The following is a 25,424-nucleotide window of genomic DNA, read 5'->3' on the forward strand; positions in this document are numbered from 1 at the left end:
TCAGCTACGCGCGCCGACCGGATTGAGGAAGGGGCGCGGATGGTCCGGCTGGAGGTTGTACATTCCGCCGTTAAAGGGATCGACCAGCAGCCAGCCGGGAAAGCCGCCCAGCGGAATATTGCCGAGCAGATACCAGAGGTTGGCTTTGCCTTCGATCGGCAGCGTAACCGGCACGTAGCCCGGGCTCTCCAGCATCACCTGATAGTGCTTCTTGCCGAAATAGCGGCCGGTCGACTTCGCCAGCTCGACGGTTTGCGGCGTGTAACCCTCTGCCACCGGGCGTCCATCCTCATCCTGTACGGTAAAGCGCGCGCCCTGCGGCAGAGAGTCGATACGCACCGCCTGGGTTGGTGAGCCGACAATCGAGGCGCAGCCGCTAAGCAGCAGCGCGGCGGCAAGGATAAGAAGTCGCTGTTTCATGAGTGGATCCGCTAAAGAGTCTGAAAGGGCAGTGTAAACCGCCCTTGCGCCGTTAATCGCCTTAGCATCGACTGTTTTCTGCGCTTTATTGCGGTTGACACCGCTACGCAATCGCCGCGATATCCTGCGGCGTGGTGCGGCAGCAGCCGCCGATCAGCCGTGCGCCAGCGGCGCGCCACTCGGCCAGCCGGTCATGCAGCGTGCAGCCCGACGGCGCAGAGTGCCAGGTTTTCGTCGTCGCATCGTACTGCTCGCCGGAGTTGGGATAGACCACCAGCGGTTTGCTGGTCAGCCTCTGCAATGCCGTCAGCGCAGGCGTCACCTGCTCCAGTGCGACGCAGTTGATGCCCAGCGCCACAATCTGCGGCTGCGCCTGCAGGAAAGCGGCGACCTCGCGCAGCGGCGTGCCGTCGCTGATATGCTCCGCATCGCGCAGCGTAAAGGAGAACCATGCCTGCGCGCCGGGGAATTCCGTCAGCAGCGCGGCCAGCGCCTGCGCTTCGGCAAAAGAAGGCAGCGTTTCGCACGCCAGCAGATCCGCCCCCGCCGCCAGCAGCGCCTGTACGCGCGGACGGTGGAACGCCTGCATCTCTTCGTCCGGCAGCGCGTAGTCGCCGCGATATTCCGCGCCGTTGGCAAGAAAAGCGCCGTATGGCCCAACCGATCCCGCCACCAGCAGCGTGACCCGGCTGCCGCTGGCAGTGCGGTAGTCGTCGCGCGCGCGTCGCGCCAGCTCAACGCTGCGGGCGATAAGCTGAAGCGACTGCGCCTCATCCAGCCCGCGCGCGGCGAAGCCCTGCGGCGTCGCCTGATAGCTGGCGGTAATGGCAACGCGCGCGCCGGCGGCGAAATAGTCGCGGTGTACCTGGTAGATCAGCTCAGGATTTTCCATTAGCACCTTCGCCGACCAGAGCGCGTCCGCCAGATTGCAGCCGCGCGCCTCCAGCTCGGTCGCCAGCGCGCCGTCCAGGATAAGAATGTCGCTTTCAGCCAGCGCCTGCGCCACGGAATTATGCTGCATTTCTGGCCTCCTCAGCCTGCGATTTTTTATGAGTAATAGCGTAAACCCCATAGCAGAGCAGCACAAAGGGAATGCCGCACCAGAGCGCGATGCGCTGCGAGGGATCGAACGCCAGCCCGACGCACGCCAGCAGGCAAAGGGCAAAGCCCAGTATCGGCGTCAGCGGATAGAGCGGCGCGCGGTAGGTTAGCTCGCTCAGCGCCCTGCCCTGCGCCAGATGGCGGCGGCGGAACATATAGTGCGAGGCGCAGATGCTGAGCCAGACCACCACCACCGCAAAGCCGGAGATGGCCGACAGCGCGACAAATACCGTATCCGGCGCGATAACGCTGGAGAGCAGCGCCAGCACGCCGCCCAGCATACTGACGGTGATCGCCAGCTGCGGCACGCCGCGCTTATTGACGCGGGCGAAGCAGCGCGGCAGCGTCTTTTCGTTCGCCAGCGACCAGAGCATACGCCCTGACGCGTAGAGCCCGGAGTTAGCCGCGGAGAGGATCGCCGTGAGGATAACGAAATTCACGATATCCGCCGCATAAGGAAGGCCGATCTTTTCAAACACCAGCACAAAGGGGCTTTTGACGATGCCCGCCTGATCCATCGGGATCAGCGCCGCCAGCACCAGCACCGTACCGACAAAGAAGATGATCAGCCGCGCTACCGTGGTGCGGATCGCCAGCGGCAGCACTTTTTGCGGGTTTTCCGTTTCACCCGCGGCGATACCGATAAGCTCGGTGCCGGAAAAGGCGAAGTTCACCGCCACCATGGTCATGATAATCGGCAGCACGCCGTGCGGCAGCCAGCCGTGCTGGGTGAGGTTGCTTAGCCCCGGCGCGGCGCTGCCATCCTTTAGCGGGATAAAGCCGAACATCGCCGCCGCGCCCAGCACGATAAAGGCGATGATGGTGACGACTTTGACAAGCGAGAACCAGAACTCCCCTTCGGCGAAGAAGCGCGTGGAGATAATATTCAGCAGGTAGATGGCGACGCAAAACAGCAGGCACCAGATCCACACCGGCACCTGCGGAAACCAGTACTGCATGCAGAAGCCTGCGGCGGTAAAGCTGGAGCCGAGCGCCACCGTCCAGGTCAGCCAGTAGAGCCAGGCGACGGTATAGCCGGTAGCGGGACTGAGATAGCGCGCCGCATAGACGTGGAACGCGCCGGTTTCCGGCATCGCCACCGACAGCTCCCCCAGACAGACCATCACCAGCCACACTACCAGCGCGCCAATCAGGTAGGCGAGCAACGTGCCCGCCGCGCCGGTGGTGGAAATGATATAGCCGGTATTAAAAAACAGCCCGGTGCCGATTACGCCGCCCAGCGATAACATCACCAGATGGCGCGTTTTCATGGTGCGCTTAAAGTGTTCCCGTGACGGGTTTTCCTGCTCGCTCATCTTTTATCCGTATGGACGTCTAAACATCTATATGGCAGGGTTATACGCGTCGCCGGCGGGAATTGCAACGTGATAAAAGATAAGGATTTGATAAAAAGCAGCGCCGTGCCCCGCGCTGACGGGGCTGGCCGCTATCAGCCGAAAACGCTTTGCAGGTAGCGTTCCAGGGCGATACGTGAACTGAAACCGTGGGGAATGCCGTAGTGCTCCTGCGACTCGCCCGCCAGATAGAGTGGAAACCGCGTGTAGTGATCGCAGGTCTTCATCTCTGACGCCGGTTCGGCAAACGGCTGACTCTTCTCTTTTAACGTGGGGTGGATCACCAGCGCCGTGCGTCCCATACGGGCTTCGCGGTTAACATAGACATAGCTGTCGCCACGGCGATAGCCGTAAGCTTTTGGCGTGACTTCGTCAACTTCAAATCCCGCCTTTTCCAGAACGCGCGCTACCTCATCGGGTCGTAAATACATGCTCTTTCCTCTCCTCTTTCAAGCCTCGCAACCTTACAACAGCACGCCGCCGTGCGGCTTTCGGAATTTCCCTAAACCCCCGTCCTGCCGATGCGTTTATCCGCGTATCGTCTACACTCAGTATTACTTTCAAAATCAAAGGGAGCGAAAAAATGTTTAATCGAACCACAAAAAACGATGACATTGATGTTAACCAGGATGTAAACGAGCTCGCTGATTCGCTGGAAGCGCTGCTGAAATCCTACGGTAGCGAAGCAAAAGATGAAGTGGACTCTGCTCGCAGCCAGGCGCAGGCGCTGCTGAAGCAGACGCGCGCGAAGCTGAACGGCGGTCATAACCGCGTTTCCCAGGCGGCGCGTGATGCGAGCTACCAGGTGGACGCCTACGTGCATGATAAACCCTGGTACGGCGTGGGCATCGGTGCCGCCGTTGGCCTGGTGTTAGGCGCGCTGCTGGTCGGCCGCCGTTAATCTCCATTAAAATGCACTAAGCCTCGCGTAAGCGGGGCTTTTTTTCGCCTCTTTCCTGCCCCGCCATCTTTACAAAAATTTTTGCGCTGCCCCGAACCGCATGTCGCCTGGCTTTAGCCGCCCCTTGATGATTTATTGCCCAGATATCTATATATGGTGCGCTTGAATTTAAACACCACTATATCTAGTATTCTTTCTATCGACCAGACACAAGATGTGAGCGGCAACGAAGCCTGAAACAGGGGCATCCGCTTACGTATCACAGATACCTTGTCCATGACAGAAAGGAAATACGAATCATGCGCATTATTATTTACACAAAAGATAACTGTGTCCAGTGCAGCGCCACCAAAAACGCTATGGATCGTCATGGCATCGACTATCAGCTGATCAATCTCGACGCGCAGCCTGACGCCGTTGACGGCCTGAAATCGCTCGGTTACCGCCAGGTGCCGGTGGTGATGGCGGATGGCGAGCACTGGAGCGGCTTCCGCCCGGACAAAATCGCCGGTCTGCGTCAGCTTGCGGCGGCAGGAGAGTAGCGCCATGTTTCCACTGGTCTATTTTTCCAGCCAGTCGGAAAACACCCACCGGTTTATTGCCCGTCTGGGGCTGCCGGCGCGCCGCATTCCTCTCGACCTCTCCGCGCGTCTGCAGCACCACCAGCCCTATATCCTGGTGGTGCCGAGCTATGGCGGCGGCGGCAGTCGCGGCGCGGTCCCCAGACAGGTTATTCACTTTCTTAATGATGAATCGAACCGGCGCGGCATTCGCGGCGTGATCGCAGCGGGCAACCGCAATTTCGGCGAGGCTTACTGCCTGGCCGGCGACATTATCGCGCAAAAATGCCAGGTTCCTGTGCTCTACCGCTTTGAGCTGATGGGAACGCCGGAAGACATCGCCACGGTTAAAGCGGGAGTAACCCAATTTTGGCAACAACAGACACCCTCAATGGCGTAACGCTCGACTATCATGCGCTGAACGCCATGCTGAACCTCTATGATGCCGATGGCCGCATCCAGTTCAGCAAAGATCGCGAAGCGACGCGCCAGTTCTTTCTGCAGCATGTCGCGCCTAATACGCTCTCTTTCGCCAGCGCGGCGGAGCGTCTGCGCTACCTGGTCGCGGAAGGCTATTACGAAGCGGACGTGCTGAACCAGTACGACTTCGACTTCCTGTGCCGTTTCCACGACGAGGCGGCGGCCTGGGGCTTTGAATTCAAGACGTTTCTCGGCGCGTGGAAGTTCTACACCAGCTATACGCTGAAAAGCTTCGACGGCAAACGCTATCTCGAAACCTTCGAGCAGCGCGCCTGCATGGTGGCGCTGACCCTGGCGCAGGGCAGCGAGACGCTGGCGCGATCCCTGCTGGAAGAGATGCTGAGCGGCCGCTTCCAGCCTGCGACGCCCACCTTCCTCAACTGCGGCAAACAGCAGCGCGGCGAGCTGGTCTCCTGTTTCCTGCTGCGCATCGAAGATAATATGGAATCGATCGGCCGCGCGGTGAATTCAGCGCTGCAGCTCTCCAAGCGCGGCGGCGGCGTGGCCTTCCTGCTCTCCAACCTGCGGGAAAACGGCGCGCCGATTAAGCGCATCGAGAACCAGTCGTCGGGTGTTATTCCGGTGATGAAGATGCTCGAGGACGCCTTCTCCTACGCCAACCAGCTTGGCGCACGTCAGGGCGCGGGCGCGGTCTGGCTCAACGCGCATCATCCCGATATCCTGCGCTTTCTCGATACCAAGCGGGAAAACGCCGACGAGAAGATCCGCATTAAAACGCTCTCGCTCGGCGTCGTCATTCCCGATATTACCTTTCAGCTGGCGAAGGAGAATCGCCAGATGGCGCTCTTTTCGCCCTACGACGTTGAACGGATTTATGGCCAGGCGTTCGGCGATATCAGCATCAGCGAGAAGTATGACGAGATGGTGGCGGACGACCGCATCCGTAAAAGCTGGATCCAGCCGCGCGACTTCTTCCAGACGCTGGCGGAGATTCAGTTCGAGTCCGGCTATCCCTACATCATGTATGAGGACAGCGTTAACCGCAGCAACCCGATCGCCGGCCGTATCAATATGAGCAATCTCTGCTCGGAAATTTTGCAGGTTAACAGCCCCAGCGAGTTCAATGAGGATCTGAGCTATCGCCGCATCGGCAAAGATATCTCCTGCAACCTCGGTTCGCTGAATATCGCGCACGCCATGGACTCGCGCGACCTGGCGCGTACCGTAGAGGTCGCGGTGCGCGCGCTGACGGCGGTTTCCGATATGAGTCATATTGGCTCGGTGCCGTCGGTCGCAGAGGGCAACCAGCGTTCGCACGCCATTGGCCTGGGGCAGATGAACCTGCACGGCTATCTGGCGCGCGAGGGAATGGCCTACGGTTCGCCGGAAGCGCTCGACTTCACCAACCTCTATTTCTACTGCGTCACCTTCTATGCGCTGCGCACCTCTAACCAGCTGGCGCGCGAGCGCAGGCAGCGCTTTGACGGCTTTGAGCACTCCGCCTACGCCAGCGGCGCGTATTTCGATAAATATGTAGAGCGCGACTGGCTGCCGCGCACCGGGCGTGTGGCGCGCCTGTTCGCCGAGGCCGGAATGACACTGCCGACGCGCGCCGACTGGCAGGCGCTGCGCGAGGCGGTGATGACGCACGGTTTATATAACCAGAACCTGCAGGCGATTCCGCCTACCGGCTCTATCTCCTATATCAACCATGCGACCTCAAGCATCCACCCGATTGTGTCGCGCATCGAAATCCGTAAAGAGGGAAAAACCGGACGCGTTTACTACCCTGCGCCCTTTATGACCAACGAGAACCTGGATCTCTATCAGGATGCCTATCAGATCGGGCCGGAAGCGATTATCGACACCTATGCCGAAGCGACGCAGCATGTCGATCAGGGGCTGTCGCTGACGCTCTTTTTCCGTGACGATGTGACGACGCGCGACATCAACAAAGCGCAGATTTACGCCTGGAAGAAAGGCATCAAAACGCTTTACTACATTCGACTGCGCCAGATGGCGCTACAGGGCACGGAGGTGCAGGGCTGCGTTTCCTGCGCGTTGTGATGAAAACTATGCAACTACAACAGATTCAGGCGATTAACTGGAACCGTCTTCAGGACGAGAAAGATCTCGAAGTGTGGAACCGTCTGACCAGTAACTTCTGGCTGCCGGAAAAGGTGCCGCTCTCGAACGATCTGCCCGCCTGGCAGACGCTGGACAGCCAGCAGCAGCAGCTCACTATCCGCGTCTTTACCGGACTGACGCTGCTCGACACCATTCAGAACGTTATCGGCGCGCCGGGTCTGATGCCGGATGCGCTGACGCCGCACGAAGAGGCGGTGCTCTCCAATATCAGCTTTATGGAGGCGGTGCACGCGCGATCCTACAGCTCGATTTTCTCGACGCTCTGCAACACCAGCGACGTAGACGCCGCCTATCAGTGGAGTGAAGAGAACGAGGCGCTGCAGAACAAGGCGCGCATCATTCTGGCGCACTACCGCGCCGACGATCCGCTGAAGAAAAAGATCGCCAGCGTCTTCCTGGAGTCGTTCCTCTTCTACTCCGGGTTCTGGCTGCCGATGTACTGGTCAAGCCGCGGCAAGCTGACCAATACCGCCGATCTGATCCGCCTTATTATTCGCGACGAAGCGGTGCACGGCTACTACATCGGCTATAAGTACCAGAAAGCGCTGGAGCAGGCGGATGACGCGCGCAAAGAGGAGCTACAGCAGTTCGCCTACGATCTGCTGCTGGCGCTGTATGAAAATGAGGTCATCTACACCGAGGCGCTCTATGCCGATGTGGGCTGGGCGGAAGAGGTAAAAACATTTCTGCACTATAACGCCAATAAGGCGCTGATGAATCTGGGCTATGAAGCGCTGTTCCCGGCGGAACTCACCACGGTAAACCCGGCTATCCTTGCCGCGCTTTCGCCTAACGCCGATGAAAACCACGATTTCTTCTCCGGCTCCGGCTCCTCCTATGTGATGGGCAAAGCGGTCGAAACCGAAGACGAAGACTGGGATTTTTAATCCTCTGCTGTCGGGCCCGTTGCGGCCCGATATTTTTATTTTATCGCCCTCTTTCCCGCCCCTATTTCGCCAGCAATCACCTTTTTATTTCGCAAATATGACGCCCTGATGACGTGCTAATTACGCCATTTCGGCTCGCTCTTTTCTGGCAATTTTGCTGTTTACGGCGCCAAATCGCCATAATTCACGATCGCCCTGGCAAAAAATTAGCGGCCCCTTATCCCTTGTGAGCACTGGAAATTCTGCCGTTTGCGCCCCTTCCCTGACCATGAATATCGCCATCCAGGGTTGTCAGATAATGTCAGTATGGTACGGTATGAGCCGCTTAAATTTAACCAGGAAAGCTGAACTTCAAAATAAATTAAACAGGATTATATCACTGCATGGCAATTAAACTTGAAGTAAAAAACCTGTATAAAATATTCGGGGAAAACCCCGATCGCGCCTTTAAATATATTGAGAAAGGGGAAAGCAAAGAGACCATTCTGGCGAAAACCGGTCTGTCTCTGGGCGTCAAAAACGCCAGTCTGGCCATTGAAGAAGGCGAGATATTCGTCATCATGGGACTCTCCGGCTCCGGAAAATCGACCATGGTTCGCCTTCTCAATCGTCTGATAGAACCCACCCGCGGTCAGGTAATCATTGACGGCGTCGATATTGCAAAAATATCCGACAGCGAACTGCGCGAGGTGCGCAGAAATAAAATCAGTATGGTATTCCAGTCGTTTGCGCTGATGCCGCATATGAACGTGCTAAATAATACCGCCTTCGGCATGGAATTAGCTGGCGTCCCGCTGGCGGAACGTCAGGAAAAAGCGCTGGACGCGCTGCGTCAGGTCGGCCTGGAAAATTATGCGCATGCTTATCCCGATGAACTTTCCGGCGGCATGCGCCAGCGCGTTGGATTAGCCCGCGCGCTGGCGATTAATCCCGATATTTTGCTGATGGACGAGGCGTTTTCAGCGCTCGATCCGCTGATCCGCACCGAAATGCAGGATGAGCTGGTTAAGCTGCAGGCGAAACATCAGCGCACCATTATTTTTATTTCCCACGATCTCGACGAAGCGATGCGCATCGGCGACCGCATCGCCATTATGCAGGGCGGCGAAGTGGTGCAGGTCGGCACGCCGGATGAAATTCTCAATAATCCGGCCAACGACTATGTGCGCACCTTCTTCCGCGGCGTCGATATCAGCCACGTCTTTAGCGCGAAAGATATCGCCCGCCGCAGCGCTGGCGCGCTGATCCGCAAGGCGCCCGGCTTTGGCCCGCGCTCTGCCATCAAACTGTTGCAGGATGAGGATCGCGAATTCGGCTATGTGCTGGAGAAGCAAAAATTTATCGGCGTGGTCTCCACCGACTCGCTGAAAGCGGCGCTGGCGGCAGGCGAAGGGCTGGAGAGCGCCCTGCTCGACGCGCCAGCCGCCGTTCCCTCTGATACCTCGCTGAACGAACTGCTCGGCCACGTCGCGCACGCGCCCTGCGCCGTGCCGGTGGTTGGCGAAGAGAATCAGTACGTCGGTATCATTTCCAAAGGCATGTTGTTACGCGCTTTAGATCGTGAGGGAGCTTCGTCATGAGTGAACAAAACAGTCAACCCTGGGATAGCGCAAGCGCCGCGCCTCACTCCACCGATGCCGCGCAGGCGAGCAGCGATCCCTGGTCAGGCGCGGGTGATGCCGCAACACAGAGCGCCGCGCCCGCCGGCAACGGCGCCGACGCCTGGGGAACGCCCGACGGCAGCACCGCGCATAGCGCCGCCAGCAGCGGCAGCGACTGGCTGAGCAGCGCGCCTGCGCCGCAGCCGGAACATTTTAATCTACTCGATCCCTTCCATAAAACCTGGATCCCGCTCGATCGCTGGGTGACCGAAGGCATCGACTGGGTGGTCAATCACTTCCGTCCGGTGTTTCAGGGCATTCGCGTGCCGGTGGACTATATCCTGAGCGCCTTTCAGCATCTGCTGCAGAGCCTGCCCGCGCCGATAGCGATTCTGGTGTTCGCTCTGATCGCCTGGCAGATCGCCAGCCCGGCGATGGGCGTCGCTACGCTGATCTCGCTGGTGCTGATCGGCGCTATCGGCGCCTGGTCGCAGGCGATGGTGACGCTGGCGCTGGTGCTTACCGCACTGCTGTTCTGTATCGTCATCGGGCTGCCGCTGGGCATCTGGCTGGCGCGCAGCGAGCGCGCGGGCCGCATCATACGGCCGCTGCTGGACGCCATGCAGACGACGCCGGCATTCGTCTACCTGGTACCGATCGTCATGCTGTTCGGTATCGGCAACGTGCCTGGCGTGGTGGTCACCATTATTTTCGCCCTGCCGCCGATGGTGCGCCTGACCATTCTCGGCATCAAGCAGGTGCCCGCCGATCTGATCGAAGCCAGCGAGTCCTTTGGCGCCAGCCCGCGCCAGATGCTGTTCAAAGTGCAGCTGCCGCTGGCGATGCCGACCATTATGGCGGGCGTAAACCAGACGCTGATGCTGGCGCTGTCGATGGTGGTGATCGCTTCAATGATCGCCGTCGGCGGACTGGGTCAGATGGTGCTGCGCGGCATCGGCCGTCTTGATATGGGACTGGCCACCGTGGGCGGCGTCGGTATCGTTATCCTCGCCATTATTCTCGATCGTCTGACCCAGTCAGTGGGTCGCGATGACCGCAGCCGCGGCAGCCGCCACTGGAGCCATAGCGGGCCGGTTGGCCTGCTGACGCGTCCTTTCCGTAAATCCTGATTTTCGGGCGGTCCTTCGCGGCCGCCCGCCTCGCAACGTCGACAATAAGGAATAACTATGCGCAAGACCGCACCTCTCCTCGCCGCCGTGCTGACCACGCTCGCCCTCTCCCAGGCTTCCGCTGCCGATCTCCCCGGCACTGGCATTACCGTTAAGCCTGCGCAAAGCACCATTGCCGAAGAGGGCTTTCAGACCCTACTGGTAAGTCGCGCGCTGGAAAAACTGGGCTATAGCGTCGAGAAGCCGAGCGAAATCGACTACAACGTGGCCTACACCTCTATGGCCGCCGGCGACATTACCTTTATCGCCACCAACTGGCAGCCGCTGCACGACGATATGTATAACGCCGCCGGCGGCGACAAAAAGTTCTACCGTGCAGGCACCTATGTCTCTGGCGCGGCGCAGGGCTACCTGATTGACAAGAAAACCGCCGAGCAGTACCACATCACCAATATCGCCCAGCTGAAAGATCCCAAAATCGCTAAGCTGTTCGACAGCAACGGCGACGGCAAAGCGGATATGACCGGCTGCACGCCGGGCTGGGGCTGCGAAGCGGTTATCAATCATCAGAACACCGCGTTCGGCCTGAGCGATACCGTCACCGCCAATATGGGCAACTACTCGGCGATGATCGCCGATACCCTGGCGCGCTTTAAGCAGGGCAAACCGATTCTTTACTATACCTGGACGCCATACTGGCTGAGCGACGTGCTGAAGCCGGGCCGCGATGTGGTGTGGCTGCAGGTGCCCTTCTCGTCGCTGCCTGGGGCGCAGAGCAAGGTGGACACCAAACTGGCTAACGGCGCGAATTATGGTTTCCCGGTTAACACCATGCATATCGTAGCGAACAAAGCCTGGGCTGAAAAAAACCCGGCGGCGGCAAAACTGTTCGCCGAGATGAAGCTGCCGATTACCGATATCAATGCGGAAAACGCGGCGATGCATGCAGGCCAGGCATCTGAAGCGGATATTAACCGCCACGTCGATGGCTGGATAAAAGCCCACCAGCAGCAGTTCGATCAGTGGATTAAAGACGCCCTTGCGGCCGCAAAATAAGTAAATACTCACTTCAGGGGCAGAACTCTCTGCCCCTTCGCTTTCTGCTGTACCGACTGGTACGTCCTGTCAATTTACACATTAATGAAATAGTTTTTTGGGTTACTATTACCCCATTATGATTATTACTACCTGCCTAATATATAAATGAATACTCATCGCCATACGCTGACGCCTGCGCTGGTCGTGCTGATGTCCATCGCCACCGGGCTCTCCGTAGCAAGCAACTACTATGTGCAGCCGCTGCTCAATACCGTCGCCAGCAATTTCGGCCTCTCCGTCAGCATGGCGGGGTTTATCGTCACCACGGCGCAACTCGGCTACGCCTGCGGTCTGCTGCTGCTGGTGCCGCTTGGCGATATGCTTGAACGCCGCGCGCTGATCGTCGGTATGAGCCTGCTGGCCGCAGGCGGCATGGTGATTACCGCCACCTCCTCCTCTTTTTCCCTGCTGCTGCTGGGCACCGTACTGACCGGGCTGTTTTCAGTCGTGGCGCAGATCCTGGTGCCGCTTGCCGCGACGCTGGCGCCGCCAGAGAAGCGCGGCAAAATCGTCGGTACGGTGATGAGCGGCCTGCTGCTCGGCATTCTGCTGGCGCGCACCGTTGCGGGCGCGCTGGCGCAGCTGGGCGGCTGGCGTACCGTTTACTGGACCGCCAGCGTATTAATGGCACTGATGGCGCTGGCGCTGTGGCGTTTTTTGCCGCAGGTGAAACCTTCGGTGTCGCTTAACTACCCGCAGCTGCTGAAATCGATTTTCCAGCTTTATAAGGCGAATCGCGTTATCCGCACCCGCGCCCTTACCGGCTGTCTCTCTTTCGCCAACTTCAGCGTGCTCTGGACTTCAATGGCGTTTCTGCTCGCCTCTCCGCCTTACAGCTACTCTGAAGGCGAAATCGGTCTGCTGGGTCTGGTCGGCGCGGCGGGCGCGCTGGCCGCGCGTCAGGCCGGGTCGCTGGCGGATAAAGGCAAAGCCAGGCTCACCACCACGCTGGGCCTGCTGATTATGCTCGCCTCCTGGGGAATGACGGCGCTGGGCGCGCACTCGCTGGTGGCGCTGATTGTCGGCATTCTGCTGCTCGACCTGGCGGTGCAGGGCGTGCATATCACTAACCAGAGCGTGATCTACAGCCGGATGCCTGAGGCGCGTAATCGCCTCACGTCGGGTTATATGACCAGCTATTTTATCGGCGGCGCATTTGGCTCCCTTCTTTCCGCCAACGCGTTTCACGCTGCCGGCTGGTACGGCGTTTGCGCTGCCGGTGTGATCATGACGTTGCTCAACCTGCTGATTTGGTGGCGCGGCTATCGTTTCGAAACCCAGTTAAGTAAGTAAATAAAATGCCAAAGATGTGATTGAGTCTGGTCACGAATGGTTAGTTTTGTTATGGTTAGCATCAAATCTATTCACAGAAGTTATTTTTTCTTGCGAAATTATTTAGCAAACAAAAAGTTTCTTCCCGTATTGATATCGACTCCTGCAGCAGCCCGCGGCGGTGAGCGAGGGTTTCGTGCCCAGGGTCAGGGAGTGGCCTGGAAACACCTGATGACGACAGTGTGACCTTCTGAACAATTGCGCGGAGTAAAAATGACTACGCTTAATCTGTCACCATCGTTACTATATTAGTTGAAACTAGTGAGGTTTTTTTATAATGGAAAGTTCGTTTACTCCCATTGAACAGATGCTTAACATCCGCGCAAATCGCCATAAAGATTTCCCGCTGCACGAAATCATTCTGACGCGTCTGTGCATGCACATGCAGGGAAAGCTGCTGGAAAATCGCAATAAGATGTTAAAGGCGCAGGGAATTAACGAAACCTTATTCATGGCGCTGATCACGCTGGACACGCAGGAAAACCAGAGCATTCAGCCGTCCGAGCTGAGCGCCGCGCTGGGTTCTTCGCGTACCAATGCGACGCGCATCGCAGACGAGCTGGAGAAACGCGGCTGGATCGAGCGTCGCGAGAGCGATAACGATCGTCGCTGCCTCCATCTGCATCTGACCGAAAAAGGTAATGAGTTTCTGCGTCAGCTGCTGCCGCCCCAGCATCAGAGCCTGCAGTATCTCTGGTCTTCTCTGTCGAACGATGAAAAATCGCAGCTGGAAGGCATCACGCGTAAGCTACTCAATCGTCTCGATAAAATGGACGAAGATCAGGTCATCTCTTCCCTGTCTCGCTAATAGCAAGAACTGCGACACAATCACCTGTCGAAACCGTTATTTTAATCCCCTTTTATCCGGCCAGCGCCTTGTCGCTGGCTTTTTTCGACTCGGGCTCCGTGAAAAGGGACGATCGCGCCCCGACATATGAAACAGTTGGAGATTGACATGAGTGCAACGGCGGAGGCGCAAAGCCCGCAACAGCCAGCCAATAAAAAGAAGACGCGTAAAAAAGTGCTGCTTCTGCTGGCGCTGCTTTTTGTGCTGGCTGGTATCGCATGGGGTGTTTACTGGTTCCTGGTGCTGCGGCACTTTCAGGAAACGGATGATGCTTACGTGGCCGGAAACCAGGTACAGGTGATGGCGCAGGTGTCGGGCAGCGTCAATAAGGTCTGGTTTGACGACACCGATTACGTCAAGAAAGGCGACGTGCTGGTTTCGCTGGATAAAACCGACGCCGAACAGGCGTTTGAAAAAGCGCAGACCGCGCTGGCCACCAGCGTGCGTCAGACGCATCAGCTGATGATCAACGCTAAGCAGTATCAGGCGAGCATCGCGCTGCAGCAAACGGCGCTGGCACAGGCGGAAGCCGATCTGAAACGTCGCGAGCCGCTGGGTGCCTCTAACCTGATCGGCCGCGAAGAGCTGCAGCACTCGCGCGATGCGGTTGCCACCGCTAAAGCGCAGCTTGATGTGGCGGTGCAGCAGTACAACGCGAATCAGGCGATGATCCTCAACACTTCGCTGGAGGATCAGCCTGCGGTGAAACAGGCCGCCGCTGAACTGCGCGACGCCTGGCTGGCGCTGCAGCGTACCGATATTCGCAGCCCGATGGACGGTTATGTCTCGCGCCGCAGCGTGCAGGTCGGTTCGCAAATCGATACCAGCACAGCGCTGATGGCCGTGGTTCCCGCCACCAACCTGTGGATCGACGCCAACTTTAAAGAGACGCAGCTGGCAGGCGTACGCATTGGACAGGACGCGACGGTCGTGGCTGATATCTACGGCGACGACGTGACCTATCACGGCAAAGTGGTCGGCCTGGATATGGGCACCGGCAGCGCTTTTTCGCTGCTGCCTGCGCAGAACGCCACCGGCAACTGGATCAAAGTGGTGCAGCGTCTGCCGGTGCGTATCGAGCTTAACCAGGATGATATCGTGAAGCATCCGCTGCGTATTGGTCTCTCGACGCTGGTGAAAGTCGATACCACAAATAAAGATGGCAGCATGCTCGCCACCAGCGTTCGCCAGCAGGCTGCCTACAGCACTAATGCGCTGGCGATCGACCTGGCGTCGGTGAATCAGCTGATCACAGATATCGTCCGCGCCAACGCCGGATGATGACGCGGAGGCTGTCATGGCACAAAAACCGCTAGAAGGCGCGCCGCTGGTCCTGATGACCATTGCGCTGTCGTTGGCGACCTTTATGCAGGTGCTGGATTCGACCATCGCTAACGTGGCGATCCCCACCATTGCAGGCAATCTGGGCGCGTCCAACTCGCAGGGCACCTGGGTCATTACCTCGTTTGGGGTGGCGAACGCTATCTCCATTCCCATTACGGGCTGGCTGGCGAAGCGCGTCGGCGAGGTAAAGCTCTTTACCTGGGCGACGATTCTGTTCGCCCTCGCCTCCTGGGCGTGCGGTATGTCGGAAAGCCTGGAGATGCTGATTTTCTTCCGCATCCTGCAGGGCGTGGTAGCCGGTCCGCTGATCCCGCTGTCGCAGAGTCTGCTGCTCAGCAACTATCCGCCCGCCAAACGCAGCATCGCCCTCTCGTTGTGGGCGATGACGGTGATTGTCGCGCCGATCTGCGGCCCAATTCTCGGCGGCTGGATCAGCGATAACTACCACTGGGGCTGGATCTTCTTTATCAACGTGCCGATCGGCGCCGTGGTGGTGATGCTGACGTTGCAGACCCTGCGCGGCCGCGAGACACGCACCGAAGTGCGTCCTATCGACGTGGTGGGCCTGGTGCTGCTGGTCGTGGGTATCGGCTGTCTGCAGGTGATGCTGGACCGCGGTAAAGAGCTTGACTGGTTTAACTCCACCGAGATTATCGTACTGACGGTCGTCGCCGTGATATCTCTGGCGGTACTGCTGGTGTGGGAGCTGACCGACGACCACCCGATTGTCGATCTGGCGCTGTTTAAGTCGCGCAACTTCACCATCGGCTGCCTCTCAATCAGCCTGGCCTATATGCTCTACTTCGGCTCGATTGTATTGCTGCCGCAGCTGTTGCAGGAGGTATATGGCTACACCGCCACCTGGGCCGGTCTGGCGTCCGCGCCGGTAGGCATCATTCCGGTGATCCTGTCGCCGATTATCGGCCGCTTCGCCCACAAGCTGGATATGCGCAAGCTGGTGACCTTCAGCTTTATTATGTACGCCGTCTGCTTCTACTGGCGCGCCTATACCTTCGAACCCTCGATGGACTTCGGCGCATCGGCCTGGCCGCAGTTTATCCAGGGATTCGCCGTCGCCTGCTTCTTTATGCCGCTCACCACCATTACCCTTTCCGGGCTGTCGCCGGATCGGCTGGCGGCGGCGTCGAGCCTGTCGAACTTCGTGCGTACTCTGGCGGGCTCGATTGGCACCTCGATTACCACCACCATGTGGACCGACCGGGAATCGATGCATCACAGCACCTTCAGCGAGTCGGTTACGCCCTATAACCCCAATGCGCAGCAGATGTATCACCAGCTGGAAGGGATGGGCATGTCACATCAGCAGGCATCAGCCTATATCGCGCAGCAGATCACCAACCAGGGATTGATTATCTCCGCCAATGAGATCTTCTGGGCGTCGGCGGGAGTGTTTCTGGTTCTGCTGGTGCTGATCTGGTTCGCCCGACCGCCCTTTGGGTCAGGCAGCGGCGGCGGCGGCGCGCACTAAGGTCTGTCTCGCCATTCCTGACAGATCCCTGTCCGCTTCGGCATCTTCCCTGAACAAAAACGGGCCTTTCGGCCCGTTTTTTTATGCGTTCTGTCGCCACCATTCGGCAAGCAAAATACCGGTCGCCACCGAGACGTTAAGGCTTTCGACGTTGCCGGTCCCGCCGATCGACAGGCTGATATCGCCCTGCTGGAACGCGCTGTCGGACAGGCCTTCGCTCTCCTGACCCAGCACCAGCACCATTTTCGCCGGCAGCTCAGCTTTCGCCAGCGGCGCCCCCTCATGGCTTGAGGTCGTCACAATGGTGTAACCCGCTTTACGGAACGCTTCCAGACCGCCAGCAAAGCTTTCGCCGCTGATCGCCTGTACGTGTTCGGCGCCGCCTTCAGCGGTACGCACCGCCGCGCCGGACTCCAGCAGCGAAGCGTCATTCACCAGCAGACCTTTAACGCCGAAGTGCGCGCAGCTGCGCATAATGCCGCCCAGGTTATGCGGGTTGCTGACATCTTCCAGCGCCAGTACGCAATCTTTCTCACCGGCCTGGCTCAGCCACTCGCTGACCGCCATGCCCATGCGTTTTTTAATAATGAAGCAGACGCCGCCGTGATGCTCAGTGCCGGACGCTTTCGCCAGCTCGGCATCTTCTACGACGTGATAGGCTTTGCGGTTCGCCGCCAGCCAGCGTAGCGCTTCGCGGAAACGCGGCGTCACGCTCTGCACAAACCAGGCGCGCACGATCGCTTCCGGACGGCTCTGAAACAGCGCCTGGCAGGCGTTTTCGCCATACACGCGCGTCTCTTCCTGACGCTGACGACGGATCACTTCCGGATCGATAGCGACCTTGCCGCCCTGCTCCGGCTGTTTCTCTTCAACGGACGCACGCTCGCTCGGCGGACGCGACACGGTACGCCAGGGCGAGAACGATTCATCGTTACGCGGTTTGCGGCCAGCCTCATCGCTGCGAGGTCTGCGGCTGCCTTCATCGCTGCGGGGTTTGCGGCTGGCGCCCTCTTCGCTGCGGCGGCCAGAGGAACGACGCGAATCTTCCTGACGGGCTGGGCGGCCACCACCTTTACCGGTACGCGGGTTCGGCGCGCGTGAGCCATTCTCGCCCTCATCTCGCACGTACATCACTTTTACCTTGCCACTTTTGCCTTTAAATTCGTCGTTCATCTGTTCCTCCTGCATTGAGAGCGCGAAGATTACCTGATGTATTAGCGCTTAGCTATCAACTATTGAACCTATTGGACAATCCAGTTTGAGGGCTGTTCGCAACCTTCTCATAATGGACAATATTTACAAGACTGACACCTGCAACCCCCTTGAGGTATATATGAATACGGTATGCGCTTCCTGTCAGGCAACCAATCGCGTTCCCCAGGAGCGCGTTGCCGATGGAGCTAAATGCGGCCGCTGCGGCAGCGAACTTTTTAATGGCGAAGTGGCTAACGCGACCGCCGAAACGCTGGATAAATATCTACAGGACGATCTGCCGGTCGTGGTGGACTTCTGGGCGCCCTGGTGCGGGCCCTGCGTCAACTTCGCGCCGGTCTTTAAAGAGGTGGCGCAGGCGCGCAGCGGCCAGGTGCGTTTCGTTAAGGTCAATACCGAAGCGGAACCTTCGCTGAGCGCGCGTTTTCGTATCCGCAGCATTCCCACCATTATGATCTTTAAAAAAGGCGAGCTGGTGGACATGCTGAACGGCGCGATGCCGAAAGCGCCTTTCAATGAATGGCTTGATGAGTCGCTATAAGCTCTGAGTCGGCAGGCGGAAGAGCTGGCCGAAAAGCCAGGCTTTCCGCGGCCATGGTCAAAAGCGCCGAAGCCTCTCCCGCATTAGCCTCTTATCAGCCCATACAGGCCAGCCGCGCTGGCCTTTTTCTTTTCCCGCGCGCTTCGATTACACTAGCGTTTTACTTTGTCCACTAAGCCATGACTGATAACGCCGTTCTCCGCCTGCGTGCGCAACGCCTTGCCCGCGCCACTCGCCCTTTTCTTGCCCGTGGCAATCGCGTGGTGCGCTGTCAGCGCTGTCTGCTGCCGCAGAAAAATTGCCTGTGCGCCACTATCCAGCCGCAGAGCGCGCGTAGTCGCTTTTGCCTGGTGATGTTCGATACCGAGCCGATGAAGCCCAGCAATACCGGACGGCTGATCGCCGATATTTTGCCGCAGACCGAAGCGTTTGGCTGGTCGCGTACCGAACCCGATCCCGCCCTGCTGAGCGCGGTTGCGCATCCCGACTATCAGCCGATGGTGGTGTTTCCCGCCTCCTACGCCGATCCCGGCCGCGAAGTGCTGACCGCGCCGCCGCTCAGCGGCAAGCCGCCGCTCTTTATTATGCTCGACGGCACCTGGACCGAGGCGCGCAAAATGTTTCGCAAAAGTCCCTGGCTCGATGCGCTGCCGGTCATGTCGCTAAACGTCACCGCGCCCTCGCGCTATACGCTGCGCGAAGCCCATGGCGAAGGCCAGCACTGCACCGCCGAAGTCGCCGCCGCGCTGCTGGAGCAGGCAGGCGACGCTGCCGCGGCGCACGCCCTGCTTCACCATTTTGAACGGTTTCGCCATGCCTATCTGGCAGGCAAACCGCACCATCCCGCGCATCAAACCGCCATCGTCGAGAGTCTTTAGCGCTTACGTGCGGCGATCCGCTGCTGGATTGCCGCCTCCCGCCAGCGCGGCAAAATTTTGTTGTGGCTCTCAGCCTGCGATCGCCGAACCGGCAAACCCGGGAAAAAACGATTACAATCACGCCAGTCGACTTCAGGAGGGCGGGATGAGCCAACGCGGGCTGGAAGCGCTGTTACGACCTAAATCTATTGCGGTGATTGGCGCCTCGGACAGGGCGGGACGCGCCGGGCACTTTATGATGCGCAATCTGCTGGCGGGGGGTTTCAGCGGCCCGGTGCTGCCGGTCACGCCAAAATACAGGGCCGTCAGCGGCGTGCTCGCCTGGCCTACCATCGACAGCCTGCCTTTCGCGCCTGACCTGGCGGTGATCTGTACCCATGCGAAACGCAATCTCGAACTGCTGCAACAGCTGGGCGAAAAAGGGTGTAAAGCCTGCATTATTCTCTCCGCACCCGCCAGCCAGCTGGAGGCGCTAAAAAGCTGCGCCGCGCAGTGGCAGATTCGCCTGCTCGGCCCTAACAGTCTCGGGCTGCTCGCGCCCTGGCAAGGACTTAACGCCAGCTTCTCGCCGGTGCCGATTGAGAAAGGCCGCATCGCCTTTATCTCGCAGTCGGCAGCGGTCTCCAATACCATTCTCGACTGGGCGCAGCAGCGCAATCTGGGCTTCTCCTGGTTTATTGCGCTGGGCGACAGCCTGGATACCGACGTTGACGATCTGCTCGATTTTCTGGCGCGCGACGGCAAAACCAGCGCCATTCTGCTCTACCTTGAGCACCTGAGCGATGCGCGACGCTTTGTGTCGGCCTCGCGCAGCGCCTCGCGTAATAAACCTATCCTGGTGATCAAAAGCGGCCGCAGTCATCAGGCTCAGGCCCTGCTCGGCACCCATAGCGGGCTGGACGCCGCCTGGGATGCGGCGATTCAGCGCGCGGGCCTGCTGCGCGTGCAGGATACCCATGAACTCTTCACCGCCGTGGAGTCGCTCAGTCATATGCGTCCGCTGCGCGGCGACAGGCTGATGATTATCAGCAACGGCGCCGCACCTGCCGCGCTGGCGTTAGACGAACTCTATGCGCGCAACGGCAAGCTTGCTGCCCTGAACGACGAAACGCTCTCGGCGCTGGCCGCGCTGCTGCCGGAAGGCGTCGGGCGCGGCAATCCGCTCGACCTGAAAGATGACGCCACGCCGCAGCGCTATGTTGACTGCATTACTGTGCTGCTTAACAGCCATGAACTGGATGCGCTGATGATCATTCATGCGCCCAGCGCGGTAGCGCCCGCAACCGAATCGGCGCAGCAGATCATTGACGCTATCGCCGCTCATCCGCGCGGTAAGCAGGTGACGCTCCTGACTAACTGGTGCGGCGAATTCTCATCGCTGGCGGCGCGGCGCGCCTTTACCCAGGCGGGCATTCCCACATGGCGCACGCCGGAAGGCACGGTAACCGCCTTTATGCACCAGGTAGAGTATCGCCGTAATCAGAAACAGCTGCGCGAAACGCCGGCGCTGCCCGCCAGCCTGACTCAGGACACCGCTCAGGCGCATCAGCTGCTGTCACAGGCACTGGCGAAAGGTGTCACGACGCTTGATACGCACGAAGTGCAGCCGATCCTGCAGGCGTACGGCATGGCAACGCTGCCGACCTGGATTGCCCATGACAGCGCGGAATCGGCCGCTATCGCCGAGCGTATCGGCTATCCCGTGGCGCTCAAGCTGCGCTCGCCCGATATCGCCCATAAATCTGAAGTTCAGGGCGTTATGCTCTATCTGCGCAACGCCGCAGAGGTACAGCAGGCGGCCGAAGCCATTATCGACCGGGTTAAACAGACGATGCCTCAGGCATGCATCGAAGGATTGCTGGTTCAGAGCATGGCTAATCGCGCCGGGGCCCAGGAACTGCGCGTAGTGGTGCAACAGGATGCGCTGTTCGGGCCGGTCATTTTGCTGGGCGAAGGCGGCGTTGAGTGGCAGGCGGACAAACAGGCGGCGGTCGCGCTGCCGCCGCTTAATATGACGCTGGCGCGCTATCTGGTCATTCAGGCGATCAAAAGCGGCAAGATCCGCAGTCGCGGCGGTCTGGGTACGCTGGATATTCCGGCGCTCAGTCAGCTGCTGGTGCAGGTTTCTAACCTGGTGGTGGACTGCCCGGAGATCCAGCGGCTCGATATTCATCCGCTGCTGGCGGCGGGCAGCGAATTTACCCTGCTAGACGTCACGCTGGATCTGGTGCCTTTTAGCGGCGACAGCGAAGCGCGGCTGGCGATTCGCCCCTATCCGCAGCAGCTTGAAGAGCGGGTAACGCTGAAAGATGGGCAGAGCTGCCTGTTTCGCCCTATCCTGCCGGAAGACGAACCCCTGCTGCGCGCTTTTATCGCCCAGGTCACCAAAGAAGACCTTTATTACCGCTACTTCAGCGAAATCAACGAATTTACCCATGACGATCTCGCCAATATGACGCAGATCGATTATGACCGCGAGATGGCTTTCGTCGCGGTGCGCCAGCAGCAGGAGATGAGCGAGATTATTGGCGTCACGCGCGCGATTTCCGACGCCGACAATATCGACGCCGAATTTTCCGTACTGGTGCGATCTGACTTAAAAGGGCTGGGCATGGGACGACGGCTGCTGGAAAAAATGATCCGCTATACGCGCGATCACGGGCTGCAGCAGCTCAACGGTATCACCATGCCGCACAACCGCGGCATGATTACCCTGGCGCGCAAGCTGGGTTTCGGCGTGGATGTTCAGCTTGATGAGGGTATCGTCAGCCTGAATTTACCCTTACACAGGGACATCGGCTAACCTTGTAGAGAAAGGTAAAAAATGGCCGACCACATAAGGTTGGTGTTATTATTTACCGTTATGACCCTGATTTGATGGCAAAAGGCCATGCAATGAACCGAGAAGAAGCGCACTGCGATGCTGACTAAATTCAAACGCAATAAGCATCAACAACACCTTGCACAGTTGCCGAAACTGTCACAGTCCGCTGCGGATGTGTCAACACTCTACTCGCCTGCTGATTTCCGTCGCACGCTGCTGGAAAAAATCGCGGCGGCGCAGCATCGTATCTGCATTGTCGCCCTCTATATGGAGAACGACGACGCCGGACGTGCCGTTATGGATGCGCTCTATGCGGCGAAACGCGCACGTCCAGAGCTCGATGTCAGCATTCTGGTCGACTGGCATCGCGCTCAGCGCGGCCGCATCGGTGCGGCACGCGGCGTGACGAATGCAGACTGGTATTGCGAAATGGCGACGCAGCATGCAGATATCGCCATTCCGGTTTACGGCATTCCCGTCAATACGCGCGAAGCGCTTGGCGTACTGCACCTTAAAGGCTTTATTATCGACGATACGCTGCTCTACAGCGGCGCCAGCATTAACGACGTTTATCTGCACCAGCACGATAAGTACCGTTACGATCGCTATCAGCTGATTCGTAATCCGCAGCTGGCCGACACCATGTATGAGTGGATCAACGTTAATCTCAAGCAGTCGGAAGCGGTCAATCGTCTCGACCAGCAGGAACGTCCTTCCAGCCCGGAAATCAAAAATGAAACGCGCCAGTTCCGCCAGGATCTGCGTGGATTCAATTATCAGTTCGCGGGCGATGGCCATAACGAAGAGCTGACCGTTACGCCGCTGGTCGGCCTGGGCAAACGCAGCCTGCTGAACAAAACCATTTTCCACCTGATGCCCTGCACCGAGCGGAAGCTGACTATCTGCACGCCTTATTTCAACCTGCCGGCGATTCTGGTGCGCAGCATTATCCATTTGCTGCGCGAGGGCAAAGAGGTAGAGATCATCGTCGGCGATAAGACCGCCAACGATTTCTATATTCCGCCCGAGCAGCCTTTCAAAATCATCGGCGCCCTGCCCTATCTTTATGAAATTAACCTGCGCCGTTTCCTCAGCCGCCTGCAGTATTATGTGGATAACGGCCAGCTGGCGGTACGTCTGTGGAAGGATGGCGAGAACAGTTATCACCTGAAAGGCATATGGGTGGATGACGAGTGGACGCTGATTACCGGTAATAACCTTAATCCGCGCGCCTGGCGCCTCGATCTGGAAAACGCAGTGCTAATCCACGATCCGCTGCATCAGCTGGCCGAGCAGCGTGAAAAAGAGCTGTCGCTGATCCGTACCCATACGCACGTGGTGAAGCACTTCCGCGACCTGGAAAGCATCGCCGACTATCCGGCTAAGGTGCGCAAGCTGATCCGCCGCCTGCGCCGTATTCGTATCGACCGTCTTATTAGCCGTATTCTCTGATGCGTTGTCTGGCGCGCCGCTACGCGCCAGGCAAAAAGCCTTCAACAGCCGCTTTTCGGGCGGGAACGGTGAAGGCTTCGCCAGAAAGACCTACAGCCTGATGCCTTTGCCGCGTTTATGTAGCAACAGCGACACCACAAACGCCAGCGCGCCCATCGCCGACACATACCAGAAAAATGTTGTTTCGATGCCCTGCTGTTTCATCAGCAGCGCGACATATTCCGCCGACCCGCCAAAAATAGCATTTGCCACGGCATAGGATAAGCCGACGCCAAGCGCACGCACCTCCGGCGGGAACATCTCCGCCTTAAGGATGCCGCTGATCGCGGTATAGAAGCTGGTAATCAGCAGCGCCAGCATGATCAGGCAGAAAGCGATGGCAGGACTCTGCACGCTTTGCAGCGCAGTCAGGATCGGAACGGTACATATGGCCGCGCCCGCGCCGAAGATCAGCATCGATCCCCGACGACCGATTTTATCTGAGAACGCGCCGATAAGGGGCTGTATCAGCATAAACACCAGCAGCGCGCCGGTCATCAGTCCGCTGGCGCTTTTCGCATCCATGCCCGCCGTGTTCACCAGATACTTCTGCATATAGGTAGTAAAGGTATAGAAGCTCAGCGAGCCGCCGGCGGTAAAACCAAGCACCATCAGAAAGGCGCGCGGATGGTTGCGCAGCAGGCCGGTGATACTGCCAGCGTCTTTATGTCGACGGCTCTGTTTATCGGAGGTTTCATGCAGCGAACGCCGCAGCCAGAGGGCCACCACAGCAAGGAGAGCGCCGAGAAAAAAAGGAATGCGCCAGCCCCAGCTGCGCAGATCCTCTTCGCTGAGAATAAACTGCAGTACGACGACCGTCAGCACCGCCAGTAGCTGACCGCCGATCAGCGTGACATATTGAAAAGAGGCGTAGAAACCTTTGCGTCCCTCCAGCGCCACCTCGCTCATGTAGGTCGCGCTGGTGCCATACTCCCCGCCGACCGACAGCCCCTGAAACATGCGCGCCAGCAGCAGGATCGCCGGAGCAGCAATGCCAATACTGCCATAGCCGGGCAGACAGGCGATGACCAGCGAGCCAAAACACATCATGCATACCGAAATAAGCATCGATTTCTTACGTCCGTGACGATCGCCGATATATCCAAACAGCCAGCCGCCAATGGGACGCATTAAAAAGCCTGCGGCGAACACCCCAGCAGTTTGCAGCAGTTGCGTGGTGGTATCCCCTTTGGGGAAGAAGATATGTGCGAAATAGAGTGAGAAGAAGGAGTAGACATAAAAGTCGAACCACTCCACCAGGTTGCCTGATGATGCGCCGACGATTGCCCAGACGCGTTTTTTGCTGATCCCCTGCTCTTCTGTTGCATGCTGGGATGCGCGCGTATTAATTTCTGCCATGCGTAACCTCATGTTCCTTGCTGATAAACAGCGCCAAAACAGTGAGTAAACCATTTCATCGATGACAACGAAACGTTATCGCCGCCGTGGTGCGGTAAATGTGATGCGGAAGAGGTTTGGGTGTAACGCGTGTAGAGAGGAGCAGGTTTTTTTCTGACCTGTAACGCAAAAAACCCTGACCGCCAGGTCAGGGTTATCGCGTATGGATGCCTGGCAGTTCCCTACTCTCGCATGGGGAGACCCCACACTACCATCGGCGCTACGGCGTTTCACTTCTGAGTTCGGCATGGGGTCAGGTGGGACCGCCGCGCTAAGGCCGCCAGGCAAATTCTGTCTTCCGCGCCGCCTCGCCGGGCCGCGCAGAGTTTATCCGTCACAAGCTGAAAATTCGCGTCTCACAAAACGCCTCTGGCGTTGTAAGGTTAAGCCTCACGGGTCATTAGTACCGGTTAGCTCAACGCATCG

At 58.6% G+C, this 25,424-nt stretch carries 22 protein-coding genes and 1 rRNA gene; 16 read left to right on the plus strand and 7 right to left on the minus strand.

The window, feature by feature from the left end; genetic code table 11:
• The 4 genes from EKL29_RS20830 to EKL29_RS20845 form a co-directional block, all read right to left on the minus strand.
• Complete coding sequence (locus EKL29_RS20830) at positions 1 to 420, minus strand: hypothetical protein (protein WP_120457427.1); 420 nt, start codon at positions 418 to 420, stop codon at positions 1 to 3.
• Positions 421 to 523: 103 nt separating this feature from the next.
• Positions 524 to 1,441, minus strand: coding sequence for a homocysteine S-methyltransferase (gene mmuM, locus EKL29_RS20835; RefSeq protein ID WP_126690590.1), 918 nt, complete (start codon positions 1,439 to 1,441; stop codon positions 524 to 526).
• The gene (mmuP, locus tag EKL29_RS20840; RefSeq protein ID WP_126690591.1) at positions 1,431 to 2,837 is read right to left on the minus strand and encodes an S-methylmethionine permease; all 1,407 of its coding nucleotides are present in this window, start codon (positions 2,835 to 2,837) and stop codon (positions 1,431 to 1,433) included. The genes mmuM and mmuP overlap by 11 nt, the downstream gene beginning before the upstream one ends.
• Before the next feature lie 134 nt (positions 2,838 to 2,971).
• Positions 2,972 to 3,307, minus strand: coding sequence for a DUF2002 family protein (locus EKL29_RS20845; RefSeq protein ID WP_033754097.1), 336 nt, complete (start codon positions 3,305 to 3,307; stop codon positions 2,972 to 2,974).
• 152 nt (positions 3,308 to 3,459) lie between these two features.
• On the opposite strand from EKL29_RS20845, the gene EKL29_RS20850 reads away from it, so the two are divergent.
• The 12 genes from EKL29_RS20850 to emrB all read left to right on the plus strand — a co-directional run bounded on the left by EKL29_RS20850 (position 3,460) and on the right by emrB (position 16,654).
• Positions 3,460 to 3,777 carry a DUF883 family protein gene (locus EKL29_RS20850; RefSeq protein WP_120457422.1) on the plus strand — a complete coding sequence of 106 codons (318 nt, stop codon included), beginning with the start codon at positions 3,460 to 3,462 and terminating at the stop codon, positions 3,775 to 3,777.
• Positions 3,778 to 4,076: 299 nt separating this feature from the next.
• On the plus strand, positions 4,077 to 4,319 hold the full coding sequence (locus EKL29_RS20855) for a redoxin NrdH (RefSeq protein WP_120457420.1): 243 nt from the start codon (positions 4,077 to 4,079) through the stop codon (positions 4,317 to 4,319).
• A 4-nt stretch (positions 4,320 to 4,323) separates the two neighbouring features.
• A complete protein-coding gene (gene nrdI, locus EKL29_RS20860) occupies positions 4,324 to 4,737 on the plus strand; it encodes a class Ib ribonucleoside-diphosphate reductase assembly flavoprotein NrdI (protein WP_120457418.1) in 414 nt (137 codons plus the stop codon).
• Positions 4,707 to 6,845: a class 1b ribonucleoside-diphosphate reductase subunit alpha gene (gene nrdE / locus EKL29_RS20865; RefSeq protein ID WP_126690592.1), complete on the plus strand. Its 2,139-nt coding sequence runs from the start codon at positions 4,707 to 4,709 to the stop codon at positions 6,843 to 6,845. Before nrdI ends, nrdE begins: the two co-directional genes overlap by 31 nt.
• An 8-nt stretch (positions 6,846 to 6,853) precedes the next feature.
• Positions 6,854 to 7,813 carry a class 1b ribonucleoside-diphosphate reductase subunit beta gene (nrdF, locus tag EKL29_RS20870; protein WP_126690593.1) on the plus strand — a complete coding sequence of 320 codons (960 nt, stop codon included), beginning with the start codon at positions 6,854 to 6,856 and terminating at the stop codon, positions 7,811 to 7,813.
• Between the two features lie 383 nt (positions 7,814 to 8,196).
• Complete coding sequence (proV, locus tag EKL29_RS20875; RefSeq protein WP_120457414.1) at positions 8,197 to 9,393, plus strand: glycine betaine/L-proline ABC transporter ATP-binding protein ProV; 1,197 nt, start codon at positions 8,197 to 8,199, stop codon at positions 9,391 to 9,393.
• Positions 9,390 to 10,544, plus strand: coding sequence for a glycine betaine/L-proline ABC transporter permease ProW (gene proW / locus EKL29_RS20880; protein ID WP_126690594.1), 1,155 nt, complete (start codon positions 9,390 to 9,392; stop codon positions 10,542 to 10,544). Before proV ends, proW begins: the two co-directional genes overlap by 4 nt.
• A 57-nt stretch (positions 10,545 to 10,601) precedes the next feature.
• Positions 10,602 to 11,600, plus strand: coding sequence for a glycine betaine/L-proline ABC transporter substrate-binding protein ProX (proX, locus tag EKL29_RS20885; RefSeq protein ID WP_126690595.1), 999 nt, complete (start codon positions 10,602 to 10,604; stop codon positions 11,598 to 11,600).
• A 147-nt stretch (positions 11,601 to 11,747) separates the two neighbouring features.
• Entirely contained in the window at positions 11,748 to 12,935 is a 1,188-nt protein-coding gene (locus EKL29_RS20890) for an MFS transporter (protein ID WP_126690596.1), read from the plus strand.
• 316 nt (positions 12,936 to 13,251) lie between these two features.
• Positions 13,252 to 13,782: a transcriptional repressor MprA gene (gene mprA, locus EKL29_RS20895; RefSeq protein WP_126690597.1), complete on the plus strand. Its 531-nt coding sequence runs from the start codon at positions 13,252 to 13,254 to the stop codon at positions 13,780 to 13,782.
• A gap of 147 nt (positions 13,783 to 13,929) precedes the next feature.
• Positions 13,930 to 15,102, plus strand: coding sequence for a multidrug efflux MFS transporter periplasmic adaptor subunit EmrA (gene emrA, locus EKL29_RS20900; RefSeq protein ID WP_126690598.1), 1,173 nt, complete (start codon positions 13,930 to 13,932; stop codon positions 15,100 to 15,102).
• A gap of 16 nt (positions 15,103 to 15,118) precedes the next feature.
• Positions 15,119 to 16,654 carry a multidrug efflux MFS transporter permease subunit EmrB gene (gene emrB, locus EKL29_RS20905; RefSeq protein WP_126690599.1) on the plus strand — a complete coding sequence of 512 codons (1,536 nt, stop codon included), beginning with the start codon at positions 15,119 to 15,121 and terminating at the stop codon, positions 16,652 to 16,654.
• Positions 16,655 to 16,735: 81 nt separating this feature from the next.
• On the opposite strand, the gene EKL29_RS20910 is transcribed toward emrB, so the two are convergent.
• Positions 16,736 to 17,827, minus strand: coding sequence for a tRNA/rRNA methyltransferase (locus EKL29_RS20910; protein WP_126690600.1), 1,092 nt, complete (start codon positions 17,825 to 17,827; stop codon positions 16,736 to 16,738).
• 160 nt (positions 17,828 to 17,987) lie between these two features.
• Here EKL29_RS20910 and trxC point away from each other — a divergent pair, with 160 nt between their 5' ends.
• The 4 genes from trxC to pssA all read left to right on the plus strand — a co-directional run bounded on the left by trxC (position 17,988) and on the right by pssA (position 23,561).
• Complete coding sequence (gene trxC / locus EKL29_RS20915; RefSeq protein ID WP_120457401.1) at positions 17,988 to 18,407, plus strand: thioredoxin TrxC; 420 nt, start codon at positions 17,988 to 17,990, stop codon at positions 18,405 to 18,407.
• A gap of 179 nt (positions 18,408 to 18,586) precedes the next feature.
• Complete coding sequence (locus EKL29_RS20920; RefSeq protein ID WP_120457647.1) at positions 18,587 to 19,285, plus strand: tRNA-uridine aminocarboxypropyltransferase; 699 nt, start codon at positions 18,587 to 18,589, stop codon at positions 19,283 to 19,285.
• A gap of 145 nt (positions 19,286 to 19,430) precedes the next feature.
• Entirely contained in the window at positions 19,431 to 22,088 is a 2,658-nt protein-coding gene (locus EKL29_RS20925) for a bifunctional acetate--CoA ligase family protein/GNAT family N-acetyltransferase (RefSeq protein ID WP_126690601.1), read from the plus strand.
• Between the two features lie 117 nt (positions 22,089 to 22,205).
• The gene (gene pssA / locus EKL29_RS20930; RefSeq protein ID WP_120457398.1) at positions 22,206 to 23,561 is read left to right on the plus strand and encodes a CDP-diacylglycerol--serine O-phosphatidyltransferase; all 1,356 of its coding nucleotides are present in this window, start codon (positions 22,206 to 22,208) and stop codon (positions 23,559 to 23,561) included.
• 90 nt (positions 23,562 to 23,651) lie between these two features.
• Here pssA and EKL29_RS20935 read toward each other — a convergent pair whose 3' ends face one another.
• A complete protein-coding gene (locus tag EKL29_RS20935; protein WP_126690602.1) occupies positions 23,652 to 24,959 on the minus strand; it encodes an MFS family transporter in 1,308 nt (435 codons plus the stop codon).
• Positions 24,960 to 25,167: 208 nt separating this feature from the next.
• Positions 25,168 to 25,283 (minus strand): 5S ribosomal RNA (gene rrf, locus EKL29_RS20940).
• Positions 25,284 to 25,424 lie beyond the last annotated feature (141 nt).

This window comes from Pantoea sp. YU22 (genome assembly GCF_003970755.1).
Classification (GTDB): domain Bacteria; phylum Pseudomonadota; class Gammaproteobacteria; order Enterobacterales; family Enterobacteriaceae; genus Pantoea; species Pantoea piersonii.

Excerpts from the sequence above, each read along its gene's own strand:
- nrdF (WP_126690593.1), top strand. The coding sequence starts at position 6,854 with ATGCAACTACAACAGATTCAGGCGATTAACTGGAACCGTCTTCAGGAC.
- EKL29_RS20910 (WP_126690600.1), bottom strand. The coding sequence starts at position 17,827 with ATGAACGACGAATTTAAAGGCAAAAGTGGCAAGGTAAAAGTGATGTAC.
- mprA (WP_126690597.1), top strand. The coding sequence starts at position 13,252 with ATGGAAAGTTCGTTTACTCCCATTGAACAGATGCTTAACATCCGCGCA.
- nrdI (WP_120457418.1), top strand. The coding sequence starts at position 4,324 with ATGTTTCCACTGGTCTATTTTTCCAGCCAGTCGGAAAACACCCACCGG.
- proW (WP_126690594.1), top strand. The coding sequence starts at position 9,390 with ATGAGTGAACAAAACAGTCAACCCTGGGATAGCGCAAGCGCCGCGCCT.
- emrA (WP_126690598.1), top strand. The coding sequence starts at position 13,930 with ATGAGTGCAACGGCGGAGGCGCAAAGCCCGCAACAGCCAGCCAATAAA.
- EKL29_RS20920 (WP_120457647.1), top strand. The coding sequence starts at position 18,587 with ATGACTGATAACGCCGTTCTCCGCCTGCGTGCGCAACGCCTTGCCCGC.
- mmuM (WP_126690590.1), bottom strand. The coding sequence starts at position 1,441 with ATGCAGCATAATTCCGTGGCGCAGGCGCTGGCTGAAAGCGACATTCTT.
- EKL29_RS20890 (WP_126690596.1), top strand. The coding sequence starts at position 11,748 with ATGAATACTCATCGCCATACGCTGACGCCTGCGCTGGTCGTGCTGATG.
- EKL29_RS20830 (WP_120457427.1), bottom strand. The coding sequence starts at position 420 with ATGAAACAGCGACTTCTTATCCTTGCCGCCGCGCTGCTGCTTAGCGGC.
- EKL29_RS20850 (WP_120457422.1), top strand. The coding sequence starts at position 3,460 with ATGTTTAATCGAACCACAAAAAACGATGACATTGATGTTAACCAGGAT.
- EKL29_RS20855 (WP_120457420.1), top strand. The coding sequence starts at position 4,077 with ATGCGCATTATTATTTACACAAAAGATAACTGTGTCCAGTGCAGCGCC.
- proV (WP_120457414.1), top strand. The coding sequence starts at position 8,197 with ATGGCAATTAAACTTGAAGTAAAAAACCTGTATAAAATATTCGGGGAA.
- EKL29_RS20925 (WP_126690601.1), top strand. The coding sequence starts at position 19,431 with ATGAGCCAACGCGGGCTGGAAGCGCTGTTACGACCTAAATCTATTGCG.
- mmuP (WP_126690591.1), bottom strand. The coding sequence starts at position 2,837 with ATGAGCGAGCAGGAAAACCCGTCACGGGAACACTTTAAGCGCACCATG.
- proX (WP_126690595.1), top strand. The coding sequence starts at position 10,602 with ATGCGCAAGACCGCACCTCTCCTCGCCGCCGTGCTGACCACGCTCGCC.
- EKL29_RS20935 (WP_126690602.1), bottom strand. The coding sequence starts at position 24,959 with ATGGCAGAAATTAATACGCGCGCATCCCAGCATGCAACAGAAGAGCAG.
- emrB (WP_126690599.1), top strand. The coding sequence starts at position 15,119 with ATGGCACAAAAACCGCTAGAAGGCGCGCCGCTGGTCCTGATGACCATT.
- trxC (WP_120457401.1), top strand. The coding sequence starts at position 17,988 with ATGAATACGGTATGCGCTTCCTGTCAGGCAACCAATCGCGTTCCCCAG.
- pssA (WP_120457398.1), top strand. The coding sequence starts at position 22,206 with ATGCTGACTAAATTCAAACGCAATAAGCATCAACAACACCTTGCACAG.
- EKL29_RS20845 (WP_033754097.1), bottom strand. The coding sequence starts at position 3,307 with ATGTATTTACGACCCGATGAGGTAGCGCGCGTTCTGGAAAAGGCGGGA.